13 protein-coding genes are annotated in these 17433 nt (G+C 73.5%); 3 read left to right on the plus strand and 10 right to left on the minus strand.

Annotation, left to right across the window (positions count from 1 at the left end):
* Positions 1 to 113 precede the first annotated feature (113 nt).
* Positions 114 to 737 (plus strand): RDD family protein, encoded by a 624-nt coding sequence (locus ACGFZS_RS13310; protein WP_393795177.1) that lies wholly within the window; start codon positions 114 to 116, stop codon positions 735 to 737.
* Between the two features lie 93 nt (positions 738 to 830).
* On the opposite strand, the gene purH is transcribed toward ACGFZS_RS13310, so the two are convergent.
* Both purH and purN read right to left on the minus strand, forming a co-directional pair.
* Positions 831 to 2402 (minus strand): bifunctional phosphoribosylaminoimidazolecarboxamide formyltransferase/IMP cyclohydrolase, encoded by a 1572-nt coding sequence (gene purH, locus ACGFZS_RS13315; protein ID WP_393795178.1) that lies wholly within the window; start codon positions 2400 to 2402, stop codon positions 831 to 833.
* Positions 2399 to 3028 (minus strand): phosphoribosylglycinamide formyltransferase, encoded by a 630-nt coding sequence (gene purN / locus ACGFZS_RS13320; RefSeq protein WP_365694322.1) that lies wholly within the window; start codon positions 3026 to 3028, stop codon positions 2399 to 2401. Before purN ends, purH begins: the two co-directional genes overlap by 4 nt.
* A 368-nt stretch (positions 3029 to 3396) precedes the next feature.
* On the opposite strand from purN, the gene ACGFZS_RS13325 reads away from it, so the two are divergent.
* Positions 3397 to 4131, plus strand: a complete 735-nt coding sequence (locus tag ACGFZS_RS13325) for a hypothetical protein (RefSeq protein ID WP_393795179.1) — start codon at positions 3397 to 3399, stop codon at positions 4129 to 4131.
* Between the two features lie 12 nt (positions 4132 to 4143).
* On the opposite strand, the gene ACGFZS_RS13330 is transcribed toward ACGFZS_RS13325, so the two are convergent.
* Entirely contained in the window at positions 4144 to 5886 is a 1743-nt protein-coding gene (locus tag ACGFZS_RS13330; protein ID WP_393795180.1) for a DUF6350 family protein, read from the minus strand.
* A 69-nt stretch (positions 5887 to 5955) separates the two neighbouring features.
* On the opposite strand from ACGFZS_RS13330, the gene ACGFZS_RS13335 reads away from it, so the two are divergent.
* Positions 5956 to 6810, plus strand: a complete 855-nt coding sequence (locus ACGFZS_RS13335) for an RNA polymerase sigma factor (RefSeq protein ID WP_393795181.1) — start codon at positions 5956 to 5958, stop codon at positions 6808 to 6810.
* A 120-nt stretch (positions 6811 to 6930) separates the two neighbouring features.
* Here ACGFZS_RS13335 and sucD read toward each other — a convergent pair whose 3' ends face one another.
* The 7 genes from sucD to ACGFZS_RS13370 all read right to left on the minus strand — a co-directional run bounded on the left by sucD (position 6931) and on the right by ACGFZS_RS13370 (position 17429).
* A complete protein-coding gene (gene sucD / locus ACGFZS_RS13340; protein ID WP_355711188.1) occupies positions 6931 to 7815 on the minus strand; it encodes a succinate--CoA ligase subunit alpha in 885 nt (294 codons plus the stop codon).
* A gap of 20 nt (positions 7816 to 7835) precedes the next feature.
* The gene (sucC, locus tag ACGFZS_RS13345) at positions 7836 to 9014 is read right to left on the minus strand and encodes an ADP-forming succinate--CoA ligase subunit beta (protein ID WP_359215277.1); all 1179 of its coding nucleotides are present in this window, start codon (positions 9012 to 9014) and stop codon (positions 7836 to 7838) included.
* A gap of 475 nt (positions 9015 to 9489) precedes the next feature.
* Entirely contained in the window at positions 9490 to 11094 is a 1605-nt protein-coding gene (locus ACGFZS_RS13350; RefSeq protein ID WP_393795182.1) for a hypothetical protein, read from the minus strand.
* Positions 11095 to 11310: 216 nt separating this feature from the next.
* Positions 11311 to 12231, minus strand: coding sequence for a hypothetical protein (locus ACGFZS_RS13355; RefSeq protein ID WP_393795183.1), 921 nt, complete (start codon positions 12229 to 12231; stop codon positions 11311 to 11313).
* 202 nt (positions 12232 to 12433) lie between these two features.
* Positions 12434 to 13627, minus strand: a complete 1194-nt coding sequence (locus ACGFZS_RS13360; RefSeq protein ID WP_393795184.1) for a VWA domain-containing protein — start codon at positions 13625 to 13627, stop codon at positions 12434 to 12436.
* Positions 13624 to 16314, minus strand: coding sequence for a DUF5682 family protein (locus tag ACGFZS_RS13365; RefSeq protein WP_393795185.1), 2691 nt, complete (start codon positions 16312 to 16314; stop codon positions 13624 to 13626). The genes ACGFZS_RS13360 and ACGFZS_RS13365 overlap by 4 nt, the downstream gene beginning before the upstream one ends.
* Complete coding sequence (locus ACGFZS_RS13370; RefSeq protein WP_393795186.1) at positions 16311 to 17429, minus strand: AAA family ATPase; 1119 nt, start codon at positions 17427 to 17429, stop codon at positions 16311 to 16313. The genes ACGFZS_RS13365 and ACGFZS_RS13370 overlap by 4 nt, the downstream gene beginning before the upstream one ends.
* Between the last annotated feature and the right edge of the window lie 4 nt (positions 17430 to 17433).

The raw sequence follows: 17433 nt of genomic DNA on the forward strand, positions 1-17433 counted from the left end.
TTGACGATGAACGGCGCAGTATCGCGGTCCGGTGGGGGGCAAACCGCTCAGATCATGACGTACCTCCGTGCTTGTCCGCGTCGTCCCCGCAGGTCCAACGGAGGAAGACCGCCATGAGTTTCGGCTCGCCCAACAACCCCTACGGTCAGCAGCCGCAGAACCCCCAGCAGGGCCAGCCCGGCTACGGCTACCCGCAGCAGGGCCAGCCCGGCTACCAGCAGGCCCCGCAGGGCGTGCCCCCGCAGCAGGGCTACGGCTACCCGCAGCAGCAGGGCTACCCTCAGCAGCCGGGTTACCCGCAGCAGGGCGGCTACGGCTACCCGCAGCAGGGCTACGGCGCGACGCCGCCGTACGCGAACTGGGGCTGGCGTGTCCTGAGCAGGCTGATCGACTCGCTGCTGTACGGCGTTCCGTACATCCTCGTGGGCGTGGGCAGCGGCAACAAGACCCCCGCGCTGACGATCATCGGCTTCCTCGGCCTGATCGGCCTGTTCGTCTACCAGGTCATCCTGGAGGGGCGCACCGGCCAGACCCTGGGCAAGAAGGCGGTCGGCACCCGCACGCTCAAGGAGACGACGGGCCAGCCGATCGGTGCGGGCATGGCGTTCGTACGCCAGCTGGCCCACATCCTGGACGGCCTGCCCTGCTACCTCGGCTACCTGTGGCCGGCCTGGGACTCCAAGCGCCAGACGTTCGCCGACAAGGTGTGCGGCACGATCGTGATCCGCAGCAACTGAGCGAGCGCGCCACCCGCACGCCAAGGGCCGTGTCCCCCGCACTGGGGGACACGGCCCTGGTAGTTCTCACCCGGACGCCCAAGCGCCCGCGGCTCAGTGGAAGAAGTGCCGCGTCCCGGTGAAGTACATGGTCACGCCGGCCTTCTTCGCGGCCTCGACGACGAGCTCGTCACGGACCGACCCGCCCGGCTGCACGACCGCCTTCACACCGGCCGCGGTGAGGATCTCCAGGCCGTCGGGGAAGGGGAAGAACGCGTCGGAGGCGGCGTACGAGCCGCGCGCCCGCTCCTCCCCCGCCCGCTCGACGGCGAGCTTCGCGGAGTCGACGCGGTTGACCTGGCCCATGCCGACGCCGACCGAGGCGCCGTCCTTGGCGAGCAGGATGGCGTTGGACTTCACGGCCCGGCAGGCCTTCCAGGCGAACGCGAGGTCCGCCAGCTCCGCCGCGTCCAGCGCCTCGCCCGTCGCGAGGGTCCAGTTCGCCGGGTCGTCGCCGTCGGCCTGCAGCCGGTCGGTGACCTGGAGCAGCACACCGCCGTCGACGGGCTTGACCTCGACCGGGTTGGCCGGGGCGCCCGGCGCCTTCAGCACACGGATGTTCTTCTTCTTGGCGAGGGCTTCGAGCGCCCCCTCCTCGTAGTCGGGCGCGACGATGACCTCGGTGAAGATCTCCGCGACCTGCTCCGCCAGCTCCTTGCTCACCGGCCGGTTGACGGCGATGACCCCGCCGAACGCGGACAGCGGGTCACAGGCGTGCGCCTTGCGGTGCGCCTCGGCGACGTCCGCGCCGACCGCGATGCCGCACGGGTTGGCGTGCTTGATGATCGCGACGCACGGCTCGTCGTGGTCGTACGCGGCACGGCGCGCGGCGTCCGTGTCCGTGTAGTTGTTGTACGACATCTCCTTGCCGTGCAGCTGCTCGGCCTTGGCGAGGCCGGCGCCGCTGGCGTCGACGTAGAGCGCGGCCGGCTGGTGCGGGTTCTCGCCGTAGCGCAGGGTGTTCTCGCGCTCCCAGGTGGCGCCGAGGAAGTCGGGGAACCGCGACTCGTCGACCGGGGCGTACTCCGAGGCGAACCAGGAGGCCACCGCCACGTCGTACGACGCGGTGTGCTGGAAGGCCTCGGCGGCGAGCCGCTTGCGGGTGGCGAGGTCGAAACCGCCGTCGGTGACCGCGGCGAGGACGTCGGCGTACCGCGCGGGGCTGGTGACGACGGCGACCGAGGGGTGGTTCTTCGCGGCGGCGCGGACCATCGAGGGGCCGCCGATGTCGATCTGCTCGACGCACTCGTCGGGCGAGGCACCCGAGGCGACGGTCTCGCGGAACGGGTAGAGGTTGACGACGACGAGGTCGAAGGGGGCCACGCCCAGCTCGTCGAGCTGCTTGCGGTGGCTGTCCAGGCGCAGGTCGGCGAGGATGCCGGCGTGGACCTTGGGGTGCAGGGTCTTGACCCGGCCGTCCAGGCACTCCGGGAAGCCGGTGAGTTCCTCGACCTTGGTGACGGGGACGCCGGCGGCGGCGATCCGGGCGGCGGTGGAGCCGGTGGAGACGAGTTCGACACCGGCTCCGTGCAGCCCGCGCGCGAGCTCCTCGAGCCCGGTCTTGTCGTAGACGCTGACGAGCGCGCGCCGGATGGGCCGCTTGTTGCTCTCGGCGGTGGCGGTCACTGGATAACTACCTTTCGTCCCTCAATGCGATAGCCGTTGCGGGCGATCCGCCCCACGACCTCGACGAGCAGCCTTCGCTCGACGTCCTTGATGCGCTCGTGCAGAGCGCTCTCGTCGTCCTCGTCCCGGACCTCCACCACGCCCTGAGCGATGATCGGCCCGGTGTCGACGCCGTCGTCGACGAAGTGGACGGTGCAACCGGTGACCCTGGCGCCGTACGCGAGCGCGTCCCGGACGCCGTGCGCCCCGGGGAAACTGGGCAGCAGGGCGGGGTGCGTGTTGACGGTCCGCCCCCCGAACCGCGCCAGGAACTCCTTGCCCACGATCTTCATGAACCCGGCGGAGACGACGAGGTCCGGCTCGTGGGCCGACACCGCGTCGGCCAGCGCGCGGTCCCACTCCTCCCGGCTCCCGAAGTCCTTCACCCGGGTCACGAAGGTCGGGATCCCGGCGCGCTCGGCACGCGCGAGCCCCTCGATGCCCTCGCGGTCGGCGCCGACCGCGACGACCTCGGCGCCGTAGGCCTCGACGCCGTGCTCGGCGATCGCGTCGAGGAGCGCCTGGAGGTTGGTGCCGGATCCGGAGACCAGCACGACGAGGCGCTTGGCCACGGGCTTGGCGGCCACGGCGGGGCCCTTTCTCGGGGGAGCGTCGGTACGGCGGCCGGCCCCGCACGGTGCTTGTACATTCGTACGAGTGCTTCGCGCCCCGGGATACGGGGAAGTCTACGAAGCGGCCGACCGTCAGCAACGATACCGGCACACCGGGCGGCCCCCACGGGACGGGGGCGTGGCCGGAAGGTAGCGTCTGGGAGGTACCGGGGCGGGAACGCGTCCGGGACACGACGCGTTCACGAGGTAACCAGCCGCTTCGCCGGCCGTAGTCGTAACCCAGCAGCCCTACGTATCAGCCGTACACACCAGCCACACGTATCAGTCGTACACATCAGCCGTACACATCTAGTCGTACACATCTAGGGGAAGACGCTCACTTGATGCCGGACCGCAGCCTGGGACTTCGCATGCTCCCCCCGCAGTCGGTACAGGGAGGGCCGCGTTCTGCCGTGCTGTTGCGGGAGCGGCCGGCCTCGCCGCCGGAGGCGCCCTCGGACCGGCCGAAGGGCGACCAGCAGGACGACAACCCCTTCGCCCCGCCGCCGGAGGGCGCGCCGGACAGCCCGTGGCGGCCGCGCCGCCCCTCCGGGGACGGTGACCAGGGATCCTCGCCCTGGGGCAACCAGTGGAGCGACCGCCAGCCCGGCCGGGAGGGCGGCGGCTTCGGCCAGCGTCCCGACGGCGGCCCGGGCGGCGGGCAGGGTGGCCCCGGCGGTCCCGGGATGCGCTGGGACCCGACCGACCCGGCCCAGCGCCGGGCGCGGTACGCCCTGCTGTGCGGCATGTGGGCCTTCTTCTTCGCCCTGTTCAGCTGGCCGTACGTGGCGCTGCTGCTGGGTGTGCTGGCCGTCTACTGGGGTGTCAGCGCGCTCCGCATGAAGCCGCGCGGCCCCGAGGAGGCCACCACCGGCCGCCCCCAGACGACGGCGGCGATCAGCGGTCTGGTCACGGCCTCCCTGGCGCTGGCCCTGGTCGCGGCGACCTTCACGGCCCAGCTGGTCTACCGCGACTACTACACCTGCGTCACGGACGCCCTCACCAACGAGGCGAAGCAGTCCTGCGACCACCTGCTGCCGCAGGAACTGCGCACCGTCCTGGGCACCTCGAACAGCTAGCGGCCGGGGCGGTCAGGGGCCGTCCGGACCCTCCGGTGGCGGCTCGGACATCTTCCGCAGCGCGGCCCAGCGGGCCTTGCGCGCCGCCGTGTCCTTCCAGGGACTGGACGGCGGATCGGGGAGCAGCGGCTCGTAGGGGTCGGGGAGCTCGGGCGGCAGCGCCTCGTACGGTTCGAAGGTGTAGCCGTCGCCCTGGTCGGGCAGCACCACGACCGGGCCCCGGGCCGGTGCGGGTGCCGAAGCGGGGGCCTTGGCCCGGGCTCGGGCCGACGGCGCCGCGCCCGGCCTGCCCGGGGCCTGCCACTCCCCTGCGGCCGGGGACTTCCCGAAGCCCAGCCAGGCCGCGAACGAGGCGGCGCCCTCCGTCCGCCACGCCCTGAACGCCAGGGCCGCCGGTACGCCCACGCCGAGCAGCCAGGCGGCCGCCGCCGCGCCCGTCTGCCACCAGACCGGGCCGAAGCGGTGGAGCGCCGAGACGCCCAGGGGGCCGCCGGCCAGCTCGGCGAGCGCCGCGAGCAGCAGCGCGCAGAGCAGCGCCGCCAGCGTCACCACCCCGGCCGTGCGCCCCGCCGGCCAGCCCCGCCCCACCGCCCGGCCCACCACGAACCAGGCCAGCGTCACCCCGGCCGCCACCGGCACCAGCCCGGCCAGCCAGGTCACCGGCGTGCCCGGCCCGTGCGCCGGCACGGCCGCCAGCAGCGGGAAGGGCGGCAGCAGTGGCGCGGGGTCCGAGGCCAGGGGGCTGACGACATGTCCGGCGCCGAGCGCGAAGCCGGGGCCGACGGCGTACGACGCCGACCACACCGCCGCGTTGGGGATGAGGGAGACACAGAGCAGCAGCACCGCGAACCGGCCCGTCCAGCTCTCCGTCAGCTGCAGGAACGACGCGCGCGTGGCGTCGCCGTGCCCGACCAGCGACACCGCGAGCAGCAGCGTGCCGCCCCCGAAGAAGACGGTCACCCCGGCCAGGGCCGCGCGCAGGGCCGTACCCCACCGCACCCGGGTGTCCCGTCCGAGGAGCAGCCGCCGTACCGCACGGGGCAGCGTCACCACCAGATTCAGCGCCGGTTCGCGCGGACGGCCGTACGCCGTCCAGACCCCGGCGCCCGCCGCGAGCCCGGCGAGCAGCGGCAGACACACCGCCACCCATCCCCATGCGGGCCGCAGTTGGCCGCCGGACGCGTAGAGCGCGGCACAGCCGCCGACGCCCAGGTAGCCGGCGACGACCCCGGTCCAGGCGGTGCCGGCCCGGACCGGCGGCGGTGGGTCGGCGGCGTGGCCGTCCCGGGCGTCCACCGCTTCCCGCGTGCCCCGGTACAGCAGCAGCGCCGGCACCACGAGCAGCAGCAACGGCGTCACCCCGACCGGCGCCGGCGCCCCGGACAGCGTGTCGGTGCGGACCAGTTCGACCCCGTGGGCGAGCAGCCACAGCGCGACCGCGATGTGCAGCGCGCCGCCAGGCCCGCTGTCGGGATACGGCGAACTGACCCACAGCACGATCGCCAGCACGGTGAACGCGGCCAGTCCGAGCCCGGCCGCGAGCGCACCGGCCACCAGACTCCCGGCCAGTCCTGGGGAACGGTCGCGCACCCGGTCGAACAGCGGCGACAGGGACGGCCGACGGGACGACAACGACCGTCGGCGGGACGACAACGGCAGCCGTCGGGACGACAACGGCAGTCGTCGGGACGGTGACGAGGGTCGGCGGCGGGACAGCGACGGTCGGCGGGCGGGCATCCGGATCACGACCGCCATGCTCCCAACGACACGCGCTTTCCCGTCGTAACAGGCCAACCGCCGAAGTGTCGCCCAATATATGTTTATGTGCTTTTTCGTAGGGAGGTACGCCCGGTGACGCAGAGCCCTGCCCGCACCGACGAGGCACTGACGCCCACTCAGGCCTTCGACGCGCTCTACGCCTTCTGCGCCCCGGCCCTGGTACGGCAGACCTATCTGCTGACCGGGCGCCGGGAACTGGCGCGGGAAGCCGTGGAGCAGGCCTTTCAACTCGCCTGGCAGAACTGGCCGCAGGTGGCCCGCGACCGGGACCCGGCCGGCTGGGTGCGGGCGGTGGCGCACGAATGCGCGCTCTCCCCCTGGCACCGGTTCCGACTGCGCTACCGCCACCCCGAACCCCCGCCGGCCGACGCGGCCGACCGCGCCCTCCTGGACGCGCTCCTCGCCCTCCCGCCGACCTACCGCCGCACGCTCCTCCTCTACGACGGAGTCGGCCTCGACCTGCCGGAGACGGCCGCGGAGACGGAGGCCAGCACCCCCGCCGCGGCCGGCCGGCTCACCCAGGCGCGGCGGGCGGTCGCGGCCGGCGTGCCCGAGCTGGCCGACCCCGCCGCGCTGCACCGGCGGCTCACCGAACTGGCCTCGGCGGAGCGGCTGCACGCCGCCCAGCCGCCGGCGGTCCGCACGTACGCCGAACACCGGACCCGTTTCTGGACCCGGTCCGCGCTCGCCTTCACGGCGGCGATCATCGCCGCCACGACCCTCACCCTGCGGACGGCGCCGACGCACTACGAAGCGCCCATCGGCCCGGCACAGGCGATCAGCGGGGTGCCGGCGAAGGTGGGGATGGGGCCGCTGTCGGCGGGTGAACGGGCGCTGCGGACGAAGCTGCGGACGCAGCCCGCGAGCGGCCCGGAACGGTTGGTACCGGTGTCGAGATAGCCCGCGGGGTACGGACCGAAGGGGTCCTGCAACGACGGCAGGCCCGCCCCCACCTCGGGGAACGGGCCTGCCGTCGTATTGCTGTACCGCTACGGCGTTGTTCAGCCGGCCGGGCTGTACTTAATTGCCGAGAATGGCGCGGGCCAGCTTCGCCGTCTCGGTCGGGGTCTTGCCGACCTTGACGCCCGCGGCCTCCAGGGCCTCCTTCTTCGCGGCGGCCGTGCCGGAGGAGCCGGAGACGATGGCGCCGGCGTGGCCCATGGTCTTGCCCTCGGGCGCGGTGAAGCCCGCGACGTAGCCGACGACCGGCTTCGTCACGTTCTCCTTGATGAAGGCCGCGGCGCGCTCCTCGGCGTCGCCACCGATCTCACCGATCATCACGATCAGGTCGGTGTCGGGGTCCGCCTCGAACGCGGCGAGCGCGTCGATGTGGGTGGTGCCGATGACCGGGTCGCCACCGATGCCGACGGCGGAGGAGAAGCCGATGTCACGCAGCTCGTACATCATCTGGTACGTCAGCGTGCCGGACTTCGAGACCAGGCCGATACGGCCCGGCTTGGTGATGTCGCCCGGGATGATGCCGGCGTTCGACTGACCCGGGGTGATGAGACCGGGGCAGTTCGGGCCGATGATCCGGGTCTTGTTGCCCTTGGACACGGCGTACGCGTAGAACGCGGCCGAGTCGTGGACGGCGATGCCCTCGGTGATGACCACGGCGAGCGGGATCTCGGCGTCGATCGCCTCGACCACGGCGGCCTTGGCGAAGGCCGGCGGCACGAAGAGGACGGACACGTTCGCGCCCGTCTTCTCGATCGCCTCGGCGACCGTGCCGAACACCGGGATCTCGGTCCCGTCGATGTCGACCGTCGTGCCCGCCTTGCGCGGGTTGACGCCACCGACGATGTTGGTGCCGTCGGCGAGCATGAGCTTGGTGTGCTTCATGCCCGTGGAGCCGGTCATGCCCTGGACGATGACCTTGGAGTCCTTGTTGAGGAAGATAGCCATGGCTGTGTGTCCCTCGTCCCTTACTTCGCAGCCGCGAGCTCGGCGGCCTTGTCGGCCGCGCCGTCCATGGTGTCGACGCGCTGGACCAGCGGGTGGTTCGCGTCGGTGAGGATCTGCCGGCCCAGCTCGGCGTTGTTGCCGTCGAGACGGACGACGAGCGGCTTGGTGACGTCCTCGCCGCGGTCCTCCAGGAGCTTCAGCGCCTGCACGATGCCGTTGGCGACCTCGTCGCACGCGGTGATGCCGCCGAAGACGTTGACGAAGACGGACTTGACGTCCGGGTCGCCCAGGATGATCTCCAGGCCGTTCGCCATGACCTGCGCGGAGGCGCCGCCACCGATGTCGAGGAAGTTGGCGGGCTTGACGCCGCCGTGCGCCTCGCCGGCGTACGCGACGACGTCCAGGGTGCTCATCACGAGACCGGCGCCGTTGCCGATGATGCCGACCTCGCCGTCGAGCTTGACGTAGTTGAGGTTCTTCGCCTTCGCCGCGGCCTCGAGCGGGTTCGCCGAGTCCTTGTCGTGGAGTTCCTCGAAGTCGGGGTGACGGAACTCGGCGTTCTCGTCCAGGGTCACCTTGCCGTCGAGGGCGATGACCTCACCGGAGGCGACCTTCGCGAGCGGGTTGACCTCGACGAGAAGGGCGTCCTCCGCGACGAACGTCTTCCACAGGGTGACGAGGACGTTCACGACCTTGTCCGCGACCTCGGCCGGGAACTTCGCGGCCGCGACGATCTCGCGGGCCTTCTCCTCGGTGACACCCTCGTTGGCGTCGATCGGCGTCTTGGCGACGGCCTCGGGGCGGGTGGCCGCCACCTCCTCGATCTCCATGCCGCCCTCGACGGAGGCGATGGAGAGGAAGGTGCGGTTGGCACGGTCGAGGAGGAAGGAGACGTAGTACTCCTCGACGATCTCCGGGGCGGTCTCGGCGATCATCACCTTGTGGACCGTGTGGCCCTTGATGTCCATGCCGAGGATGTCCGTCGCACGGGCGACGGCCTCGTCCGCGGAGGCGGCCAGCTTGACGCCACCGGCCTTGCCACGACCACCGACCTTCACCTGCGCCTTGACGACGGACTTGCCGCCGAGCCGCTCGGTGATCTCGCGCGCCGCCTCAGGCGTGTCGATGACTTCACCGGCCAGCACCGGTACATCGTGCTTGGCGAAGAGGTCCCTCGCCTGGTACTCGAACAGGTCCACGCGCTTCCGTCCCTATCAGTGATCTCGCGGTTCGTTGGATGCGTGGGCGTGCCGCGAAGGGCAACGTGACGTCCGCATGGGTCACAGGGGAAGCGCACACGGTGTCCGAGCGCGCGGCATGTCCGTCTCGCAGGTTATCGCCGGTTGCGGGGGCACCCTAAATCGAGGGTCACACCTGAGCGGTGATACCTGTCACATGATGCCGGGTATCCCTGGTTTTGCTGGCACGGCGTGCCGTCTTGGCGGTGATGTGCGAGGCCTCACCGGGCTGGGGTTGGCCCGGTGAGGCCTCTCGGACTCCTGAGCCGGCCTTAAGGAACGGCCCTGGAATCCCGGCCGGCGATCACCGCCCCAGTGGCGATCCGCCGGCCGCTTCCGCGGGGCGCCGGCCGGACCGACCGACGGTGTTCGGTCGGTCCGGGCGCGGCCACCCCTCGGAGTCTTGGGGATATTCGGAATATCGGGATATGTGGAGTCAGACGGAGTAGGCCGCCGCCTGCGGGCCGTGCGGGTGGCCCGGGGTGACCGCCTCCGCGAGCTGCTGGACTCCGGTGACCGCGTGTGCGGCCAGCGGGGTGCCGGTCACGTCCTGGGCGAGCGGGCCGGTGGCCGCCACGACCGGCCGGACGTCGCCGGCCACCCCGTACCCGAGCGCCTCGGCGCCGTCGACGACCGGTCCGACCAGGTCCTCCGCATAGGTGGCGACCTCCCCGGTCACCCCGTACGCGAGCGGCGGCACGGCACCGACGACGGGCCGGACGTCGCCGGCCACGCCGTACGCCAGCGCCCGCGCGTCCACCACGGCCTGCCCGGCGACCGGCACCACTCCGTGCACGGCGGTCGCCGCGACGGGCGGCAGCACGGCGCCGACGGCGTCCCGGGTGACCTCCCCGACCAGCCCGGTGGCGTACGGCGGCACGTCCGCGACGGCCGGGTACACCTCGCCGACGGCACCCGCGGCGACACCCCGGACACCGCCCACGGCCCCCGTGGCGGCACCGTGCACACCGGCCACCGCGTCCCCGGCGGCCGGCACCACCGCGGCGACGGCACCGGTGGCGGTACCGCCGACACCGTCCACCGCCCCCCGGGCGACCGGCACCACCCCCGCGACCGCTCCGGCCGCAGCACCGTCCACACCCCCGACCACACCCACGACCACCGGTCCGACCCCGCCCACCGCGTCACCGGCAACCGGCGGGACCACGGCAACGACCGTCCCGGCGACGACCGGCGTCACGGCCCCTGGAACGGCAGTCACAGTGCCGACAACTCCCTGCCCGACCCCGCCGACCGTGCCGGTGACGTGCGCGGGAACGTCGGCGACGGTGGTGACGGCCGCGTCCGTCGCCCGGTCGGCCGTGTCGGTCACCGGGCCCGCGGTACGGCCCGCGCCGGCCACCGTGTGCCGCACCTGTGTACGCACGGCCGCCTGGGCGGCCTGGGTCGCCTGGACCTTGGTCTGGGCGGCGGCCAGCGCCTGCTCGACCTCCGGGGCGAAGGAGGCGAGCGGACCGAAGAGGTAGTCGATGTCGTCCCGGGGCACGGCCGGGGAGCCGGTGTGCGCGGCGGTGGCGACGGCCGTGTGGTGGGCGGTGTGCGCGGCCTGCGCGGTGTGGGCGGCCGCCGCCCGGGACACGGTCCCGGCCTCGGCCTCGGCCTCGGTCTCGCTCTTGGCCTTCGCCTTCGCCGCGCGGGCCGCCCGGGCGCCGTTGATGGCCTCGCCGCCCCTGATCTTGGTCGCGGCGGTCGCGGACTTGGCCTTGTTGGCCTTGGCGTCGGCCTTGGCCTTGGCCGACTGCTCGGCGTCCTGCACGGTACTCGTCGCCTTCGTCGTCGTGTCGGTCGTCGTGTTCGCGGCCGTCGTGTTCGCGGCCGTCGAGGCGACGGTGCCGGTGGCATCGGACACGACTCCGTCGACCGTGTCGGTGAGGGTGCCGGTGAGGGAGGGCGTGGTGGCGTCCGGCGCGGAGACGGACGTGGCGGACAGTTCGTCGGCGCTGGCCGCGGCGGAGCCGAGCGCCCACGCGCCGGAGACGCCGGCGGCTATGACGATGGAGCGGCGGATGTTCTTGTTCATGCGTGCGTCAGATCCTTCGGGGCCCCGGTGCGTTCAGGACGCGGACACGGAGCCGGGAGGGCTTCCGGTGGGTGCCGGAAGCGCGGCTGGGGACATCGCCGTCCGGAAGGTTCGGAGGGGGATCCGGGGGAGGGATCCGCAGGGGTCCGGACGGACGGGGCAGACCTGTTCCGCCCCCGCGCGACAGGTCTGTGGCGGGGAAGGTGGTCGCCGGTCCTAGCCGGGGAAGACGGGGATGTCCCGGTACCTGTCCCGGGTCCCGGCCGCGTCGACACGCGCGGCGGCACCGGACACCAGCCGCAGCGGCGCCCGGTCGACGAAGGTCACGGCGTGCGCGTCACCGTGCCGGGAGGCGGCGCCGTCGACCGCCGACTTGCCCACCGCACCGTCCGGATCACCAGCGGGCGCGGGACGGGTGGGAGCGCCGACGGGCCGGGCGGCACCGTGGCCACCGGCCTGCGCCGCCCTGTCCGACGTAGACGTAAGGGTGACGACGGTGAACCGCGGCCCGTACGACACGGCCGCCGTCACCGACGCCCGCGTACCGGACTTCTCGTGCCCGGTGCCGGGCGTCACCGGCGACTGCGGCTGCGGCTGCGCTGGGCTCGGCACCGTGACGACCGGCGCCGGGAGCAACTCGCCCGGCAGCTCGGAGACGACCGGCAGCTCCGGCAGCTGGACCACCGGCACGGCGGGCAGCACGGACACCTTCGCCGGAAGCTCCGCCACCTGCCGCACGGTCTCGTCGAGCGACTCGGTCACGGCGGTCACGGAATCGGTCACCGACCGGACGACCTTGTGGACCTGCTCCGCCTTGAGCGCCTCGTCGACCACCGGAACCACGGGCGGAACCACCTTGGGCGGCGCCGACGTCTGCGGCTCTGGCGTCTTGTGTGCCGTGTGCACCTTGTGCGCCTTGTGCGGTGTCAGCACGTCCCGCAGCGGCAGCTTCTGGGCCACGACCGACGTCAGTGACGGCGTCGAGGACACCCCTTCGGCCGCCTGCGCCCGCGCCCCGCAGAGGAGGCCGAGCGCCAGCAGTCCGCCGACCAGCAGCGCCAGTTGCAGCGCACGTCGGCCCGTCGCCGTGCGCGGGGCGCGCACGGCGGTACCGGGCAGAACTGCTGGCGAGGTCAAGACGGGGAGGACCCTCCCGTGCGGCGGAACGGAGCAGAGGCAACGCGACGGCGTGAAGGCCGGTGAAAGACCGGTGGAGGCCTCGATCCTTGCACGGGCCTCCCGAGGTCGCGCAAGCCCTCCGTTACCGATGGGTAGTCATGTCCGTTTTGACGGCCGAAGTCGGATCACCGAGTCGACAAGTCACCCTCCGGTTCCGGCCTCACACGGTGTCCGGAACCGGTATCGGCCGCTTCTCGATCGCCGCCGCCATCACCTCCGGGAAGAGATCGGGCGTGCACGCGAACGCCGGTGCCCCCAGTGCCGCGAGCGCCGCCGCGTGCTCCCGGTCGTAGGCCGGCGCCCCCTCGTCCGACAGTGCCAGCAGCGCCACGAACTGCACCCCCGACGCCTTCATCGCCGCGACCCGCTTGAGCATCTCGTTCCGGATCCCGCCCTCGTAGAGGTCGCTGATGAGGACGACGACGGTCTCGGCCGGCCGGGTGATCTGCGACTGGCAGTACGCCAGCGCCCGGTTGATGTCCGTACCGCCGCCGAGCTGGGTGCCGAACAGCACGTCCACCGGGTCGTCGAGCTGGTCGGTGAGGTCCACCACCGCCGTGTCGAAGACGACGAGCCGGGTGTCGATCGACCGCATGGACGCCAGCACCGCCCCGAACACCGAGGCGTACACCACCGACGCGGCCATCGACCCCGACTGGTCGATGCAGAGCACCACTTCCTTCTTCACCGACTGCGACGCCCGCCCGTACCCGATGAGCCGCTCGGGCACGATCGTCCGGTACTCCGGGAGGTAGTGCTTGAGGTTGGCCGCGATGGTGCGGTTCCAGTCGATGTCGTGGTGGCGGGGCCGGTTGATCCGGGCGCTGCGGTCGAGGGCGCCGGTGAGGGTGGCGCGGGTGCGGGTGGCCAGCCGCTTCTCCAGGTCCTCGACGACCTTGCGGACCACCGCCCGCGCCGTCTCCTTCGTCGTCTCCGGCATCGCCTTGTTGAGCGAGAGCAGGGTGCCGACCAGATGCACATCGGCCTCCACCGCCTCCAGCATCTCCGGTTCGAGCAGCAGCGCGGCCAGGCCGAGCCGGTCGATGGCGTCCCGCTGCATGACCTGGACGACGGAGGACGGGAAGTACGTCCGGATGTCCCCGAGCCAGCGCGCCACCGACGGCGCCGACGCTCCCAGCCCCGCCGAACGCTCCCGCCCCGGCTGCGCCGCCCGGTCCCCCTTTCCGTAGAGCGCGGCCAGCGTCCCGTCCATCGCCGCGTCCCGCCCCGACAGCGCGCACCCGGTGCCGTCGGCGGCCTCGCCCCCGAGCACCAGCCGCCACCGCCGCAGGCGCTCCCACGCGGGGTCGCCGGGGCCGACTCCCGTGCCTGTTTCCGTCACGTCCGTGGTCATCTCCCCGCCCCCACAAGGTCGTTGTCCGGTTCCGTCTCGTCGAGTCCGAGCAGCAGCCGCAGCACCGGCAGTACGGCGTCCGCCCGCTCCTCGTCCGCCTCCGCGCCGAAGCCCGGTGTCCCGGCGGTCCGCCCGGGTCCCCGCGTCCGCTCCCCCGGACCGCGCCGCACCAGCTCGCCGAGCGTTCTGCGCACCCCCGGCTCGTACGCCGAGAACGTCCGCCGCAGCAGCGGCAGTACGTCCGTGAACGCCTCCGCCGGCACCCCGGTCAGCCAGGCGTCGACCAGGCCGAGCAGCCGCTCGTCGTGCACCAGCAGCATCCCGCCGCCACCGCTCCCCCCGACGAACCCCTCGATCCAGGCCGCCGCGTCCGCCGGCGGGGTGCCCGGCGAGAGCACCAGCCCCATCAGCCGTGCCGCCTCCTCCGCCCCCAGCTCCCCCTCGTCCAGCAGGATCCGCACGGCCCGCCCACGCAACACCCCGGCCACGGTGTCCCGCCCGGCCAGCCTCCGCAGCACGGCCCGCCAGCGCCCACGGAGGCCACGGTGGCCGAGGTGACCGGAGTCAGCCACCTGCGGCGCCCGCGCCATCTCCGTCTCTGCGTCCTCGGTCCCCGCCCCACTGGCATCGGCCGCCGTCCAGCTGGACTCGGCCGCCGTCCCGCTGGTGTCGGCCGCCGCCCCGCTGACGTCGGCCACCGCCCCGCCGGACTCGGCCGCCGCCCCGCTGACGTCAGCCACCGCCCCGCCGGACTCGGCCCCCGCCCCACTGACGTCGGCCACCGCCCCGCTGACGTCAGTCCCCGCCCCGCCAGCGTCAGTCCCCGGCCCGCTGACGTCGGCCGCCGTCCCGCTCCCGGTCTCCCCGAGCAACGCCACCGCCGTGTGCACCGCGTCCACATGGCCGCGCATCTCCTCGGCCGCGTCCGCGTCGAGTGCGGCGCAGGCCGGGGGGAGTCCGACGAAGACGCGCTCGGCGAGGCCGCCGGCGACCTCCGCGAGCGCCCGGGTGTCGGTGCCCCGTACGTCGCCGTAGCGCAGCGAACGGACCAGGGCCGGAAGGGCCTGGGCGAGCCGGCCGACGTCCGTGTCCAGCGCGGCCCGGTCGGCGAGCGCCCGCATCACCACCGGCAGCGCGTCCGGCAGCCCGGCGAGCAGGCAGTGCTCGGCGAGCGCGGTGACATCGGCGAGGGCGTCGGCGTCGGCCGCGTCGGCGGCGGCCCTGGCCGTCGCCGCGCCCTCCACGGTCGTCCCCCACACCCCGGCCTCGGCCACCCGCACCGACAGCTCCGGTTCCCATCGCAGCCGCCAGGTCTCCCGGAACGTGCCGGTGCTCCCCCGGGACTGCACCGGCTCGCCCCAGCCGATGCCGAGCAGCCGCAGCCGGTGCAGCAGCCGGCTGCGCCCGGTGTCCGTGTCCTTGCGCAGATCGAGCTCCAGCTCGCGCTCCAGCGCCTCCGGCTTGAGCCGGAGCCGGCGCTGCTCCCGGGCCAGGTCCCGCTGCAGGGGCACCGCGGGCGCCGCCTCCGGCACCTCCCCCAGCACGTCCCCGACCACCAGCCGGTCGTGCACCAGCGCCAGCGGGACGTCCGAGCCCTCGCAGAGCACCGCGCGCACCGCGTCGGTCGTCTCGCCCAGGCCGGGCAGCGGGCGGCCGCGCATCACCGCGAGGGTCTCCGCCAGCCGTACCGCCTCGATGACATGGGCCGAGGACACGATCCGGTCCTCCTCGCGGAGCAGCCCGGCCACCTTGACGAGCCACCGCTCGACCGGCCGGTCCGGGGCGCGGAACAGATGCCCGTACCAGCCCGGCGAGTCGATGCCCGCGCCGTACCCGCTCGCCCGGGCCAGCCGGCGGTTCGTCCACGGCACCCAGGTCATGTCCGTCCTGACCTTGGGCAGCCCCTTGAGCAACTCCTTGTCGGCCGCGACGGTGCTCCTCGCGCTCAGCGCCGGCACATGCCACGCCCCGCACACCACCGCGACCCGCTCGCCGAACTCCCGCCGCGCGGCGCGGAGCTGGAGCCGCATGTACGCCTCCCGCACGGGGTCACGGTCGCGTCCGCCGCTCCCGTACGTCTCCCGCAGCGCCCCCATCGCCTCCTCGACCGCGGCGAAGGGCGCGAACACGTCCCGCTCGCCGGCCGCGCCCCGGTGTTCGACGACGTCCTCCCACCACCGCTCGGGGTCGTCGTATCCGGCGGCCTCGGCGAGGGCGGCGAGAGGATCGACGCGCAGCTGCCGCGCGGTGCCGGGTCCCTCGGCTCCGGCGTCCGCACCCGCCTCCGCACCTGCCCCCGCGCCCTCTTTCACCTCCTCCGCCGCTTCCTCTTCCGCCGCCTTCCCCCACGCCAGGGTGTGCGTGGCCGGCAGGTCGATGAAGCGGGCCGGGACCTGGTGCTCCAGGGCCCAGCGGACGGCCACCCACTCGGGGCTGAAGTCGGCCAGCGGCCAGAAGGCCGAGCGGCCGGGTTCGTCCACGGCGTGTGCGAGGAGGGCGACCGGCGGCCGCATCTCCGGGTCGGCGGCGAGCGGGATCAGCGCGTCCGCCTCGGGCGGCCCCTCGATCAGCACCACCCGCGGCCGGGCGGCCTCCAGGGCGGCCCGCACCGCCCGCGCGGAGCCGGGCCCGTGGTGCCGTACCCCCAGCAGCAGCGGCCCGCTCCACCGCCACTCGGTGTCGCTCACGCGCTCGCCTCCCGGCAGGCGCGGTAGAAGTCCTTCCAGCCGTCCCGCTCGCGGACGACGGTCTCCAGGTACTCCTGCCAGATGACCCGGTCGGCGGCCGGGTCGCGGACGACGGCCCCGAGGATGCCGGCCGCGACATCGCCCGCCCGCAGCACGCCGTCCCCGAAGTGGGCGGCCAGGGCGAGGCCGTTGGTGACGACGGAGATCGCCTCGGCCGTGGAGAGCGTGCCGCTCGGCGACTTCAGCTTGGTACGGCCGTCGGCCGTGACACCGTCGCGCAGCTCGCGGAAGACGGTGACCACCCGGCGGATCTCCTCGATGCCGTCGGGCGCGGCGGGCAGGTCCAGGGAGCGGCCGATCTGGTCGACGCGGCGGGCCACGATGTCGACCTCGGCGTCCGGGCTCTCCGGCAGGGGCAGCACCACGGTGTTGAAGCGGCGGCGCAGGGCGCTGGAGAGGTCGTTGACGCCCCGGTCGCGGTCGTTGGCGGTGGCGATCAGGTTGAAGCCGCGGACCGCCTGCACCTCCTGGCCCAGCTCCGGGATCGGCAGGGTCTTCTCGGACAGGATCGTGATCAGGGTGTCCTGGACGTCGGCCGGGATCCGGGTCAGCTCCTCGACCCGTGCCGTCATGCCCTCCGCCATGGCCCGCATGACCGGGCTGGGCACGAGGGCGTCCCGGCTCGGGCCGTTGGCCAGCAGCTGCGCGTAGTTCCAGCCGTAGCGGATCGCCTCCTCCGGGGTGCCGGCCGTGCCCTGCACCAGCAGGGTCGAGTCGCCGCTGACGGCGGCGGCCAGGTGCTCGGAGACCCAGGTCTTGGCGGTGCCGGGCACGCCGAGCAGGAGCAGGGCGCGGTCGGTGGCGAGGGTGGTGACGGCGACCTCGACGATGCGGCGCGGGCCGACGTACTTCGGGGTGATCACCGTGCCGTCCGGCAGGGTGCCGCCGAGCAGATAGGTGGCCACCGCCCACGGCGACATCCGCCAGCGGGCCGGGCGCGGCCGGTCGTCCTGCGCGGCCAGCGCCGCCAGTTCGGCGGCGAAGGCGTGCTCGGCGTGCGGTCGCAACGCGCCGTCGACGGTCGTCGGGTCGGTCGGTTCCACGGACACAGTCATGGCT

Origin of the sequence: Streptomyces sp. NPDC048288, assembly GCF_043201555.1 — a bacterium.
In the GTDB taxonomy this organism is placed as follows: domain Bacteria; phylum Actinomycetota; class Actinomycetes; order Streptomycetales; family Streptomycetaceae; genus Streptomyces.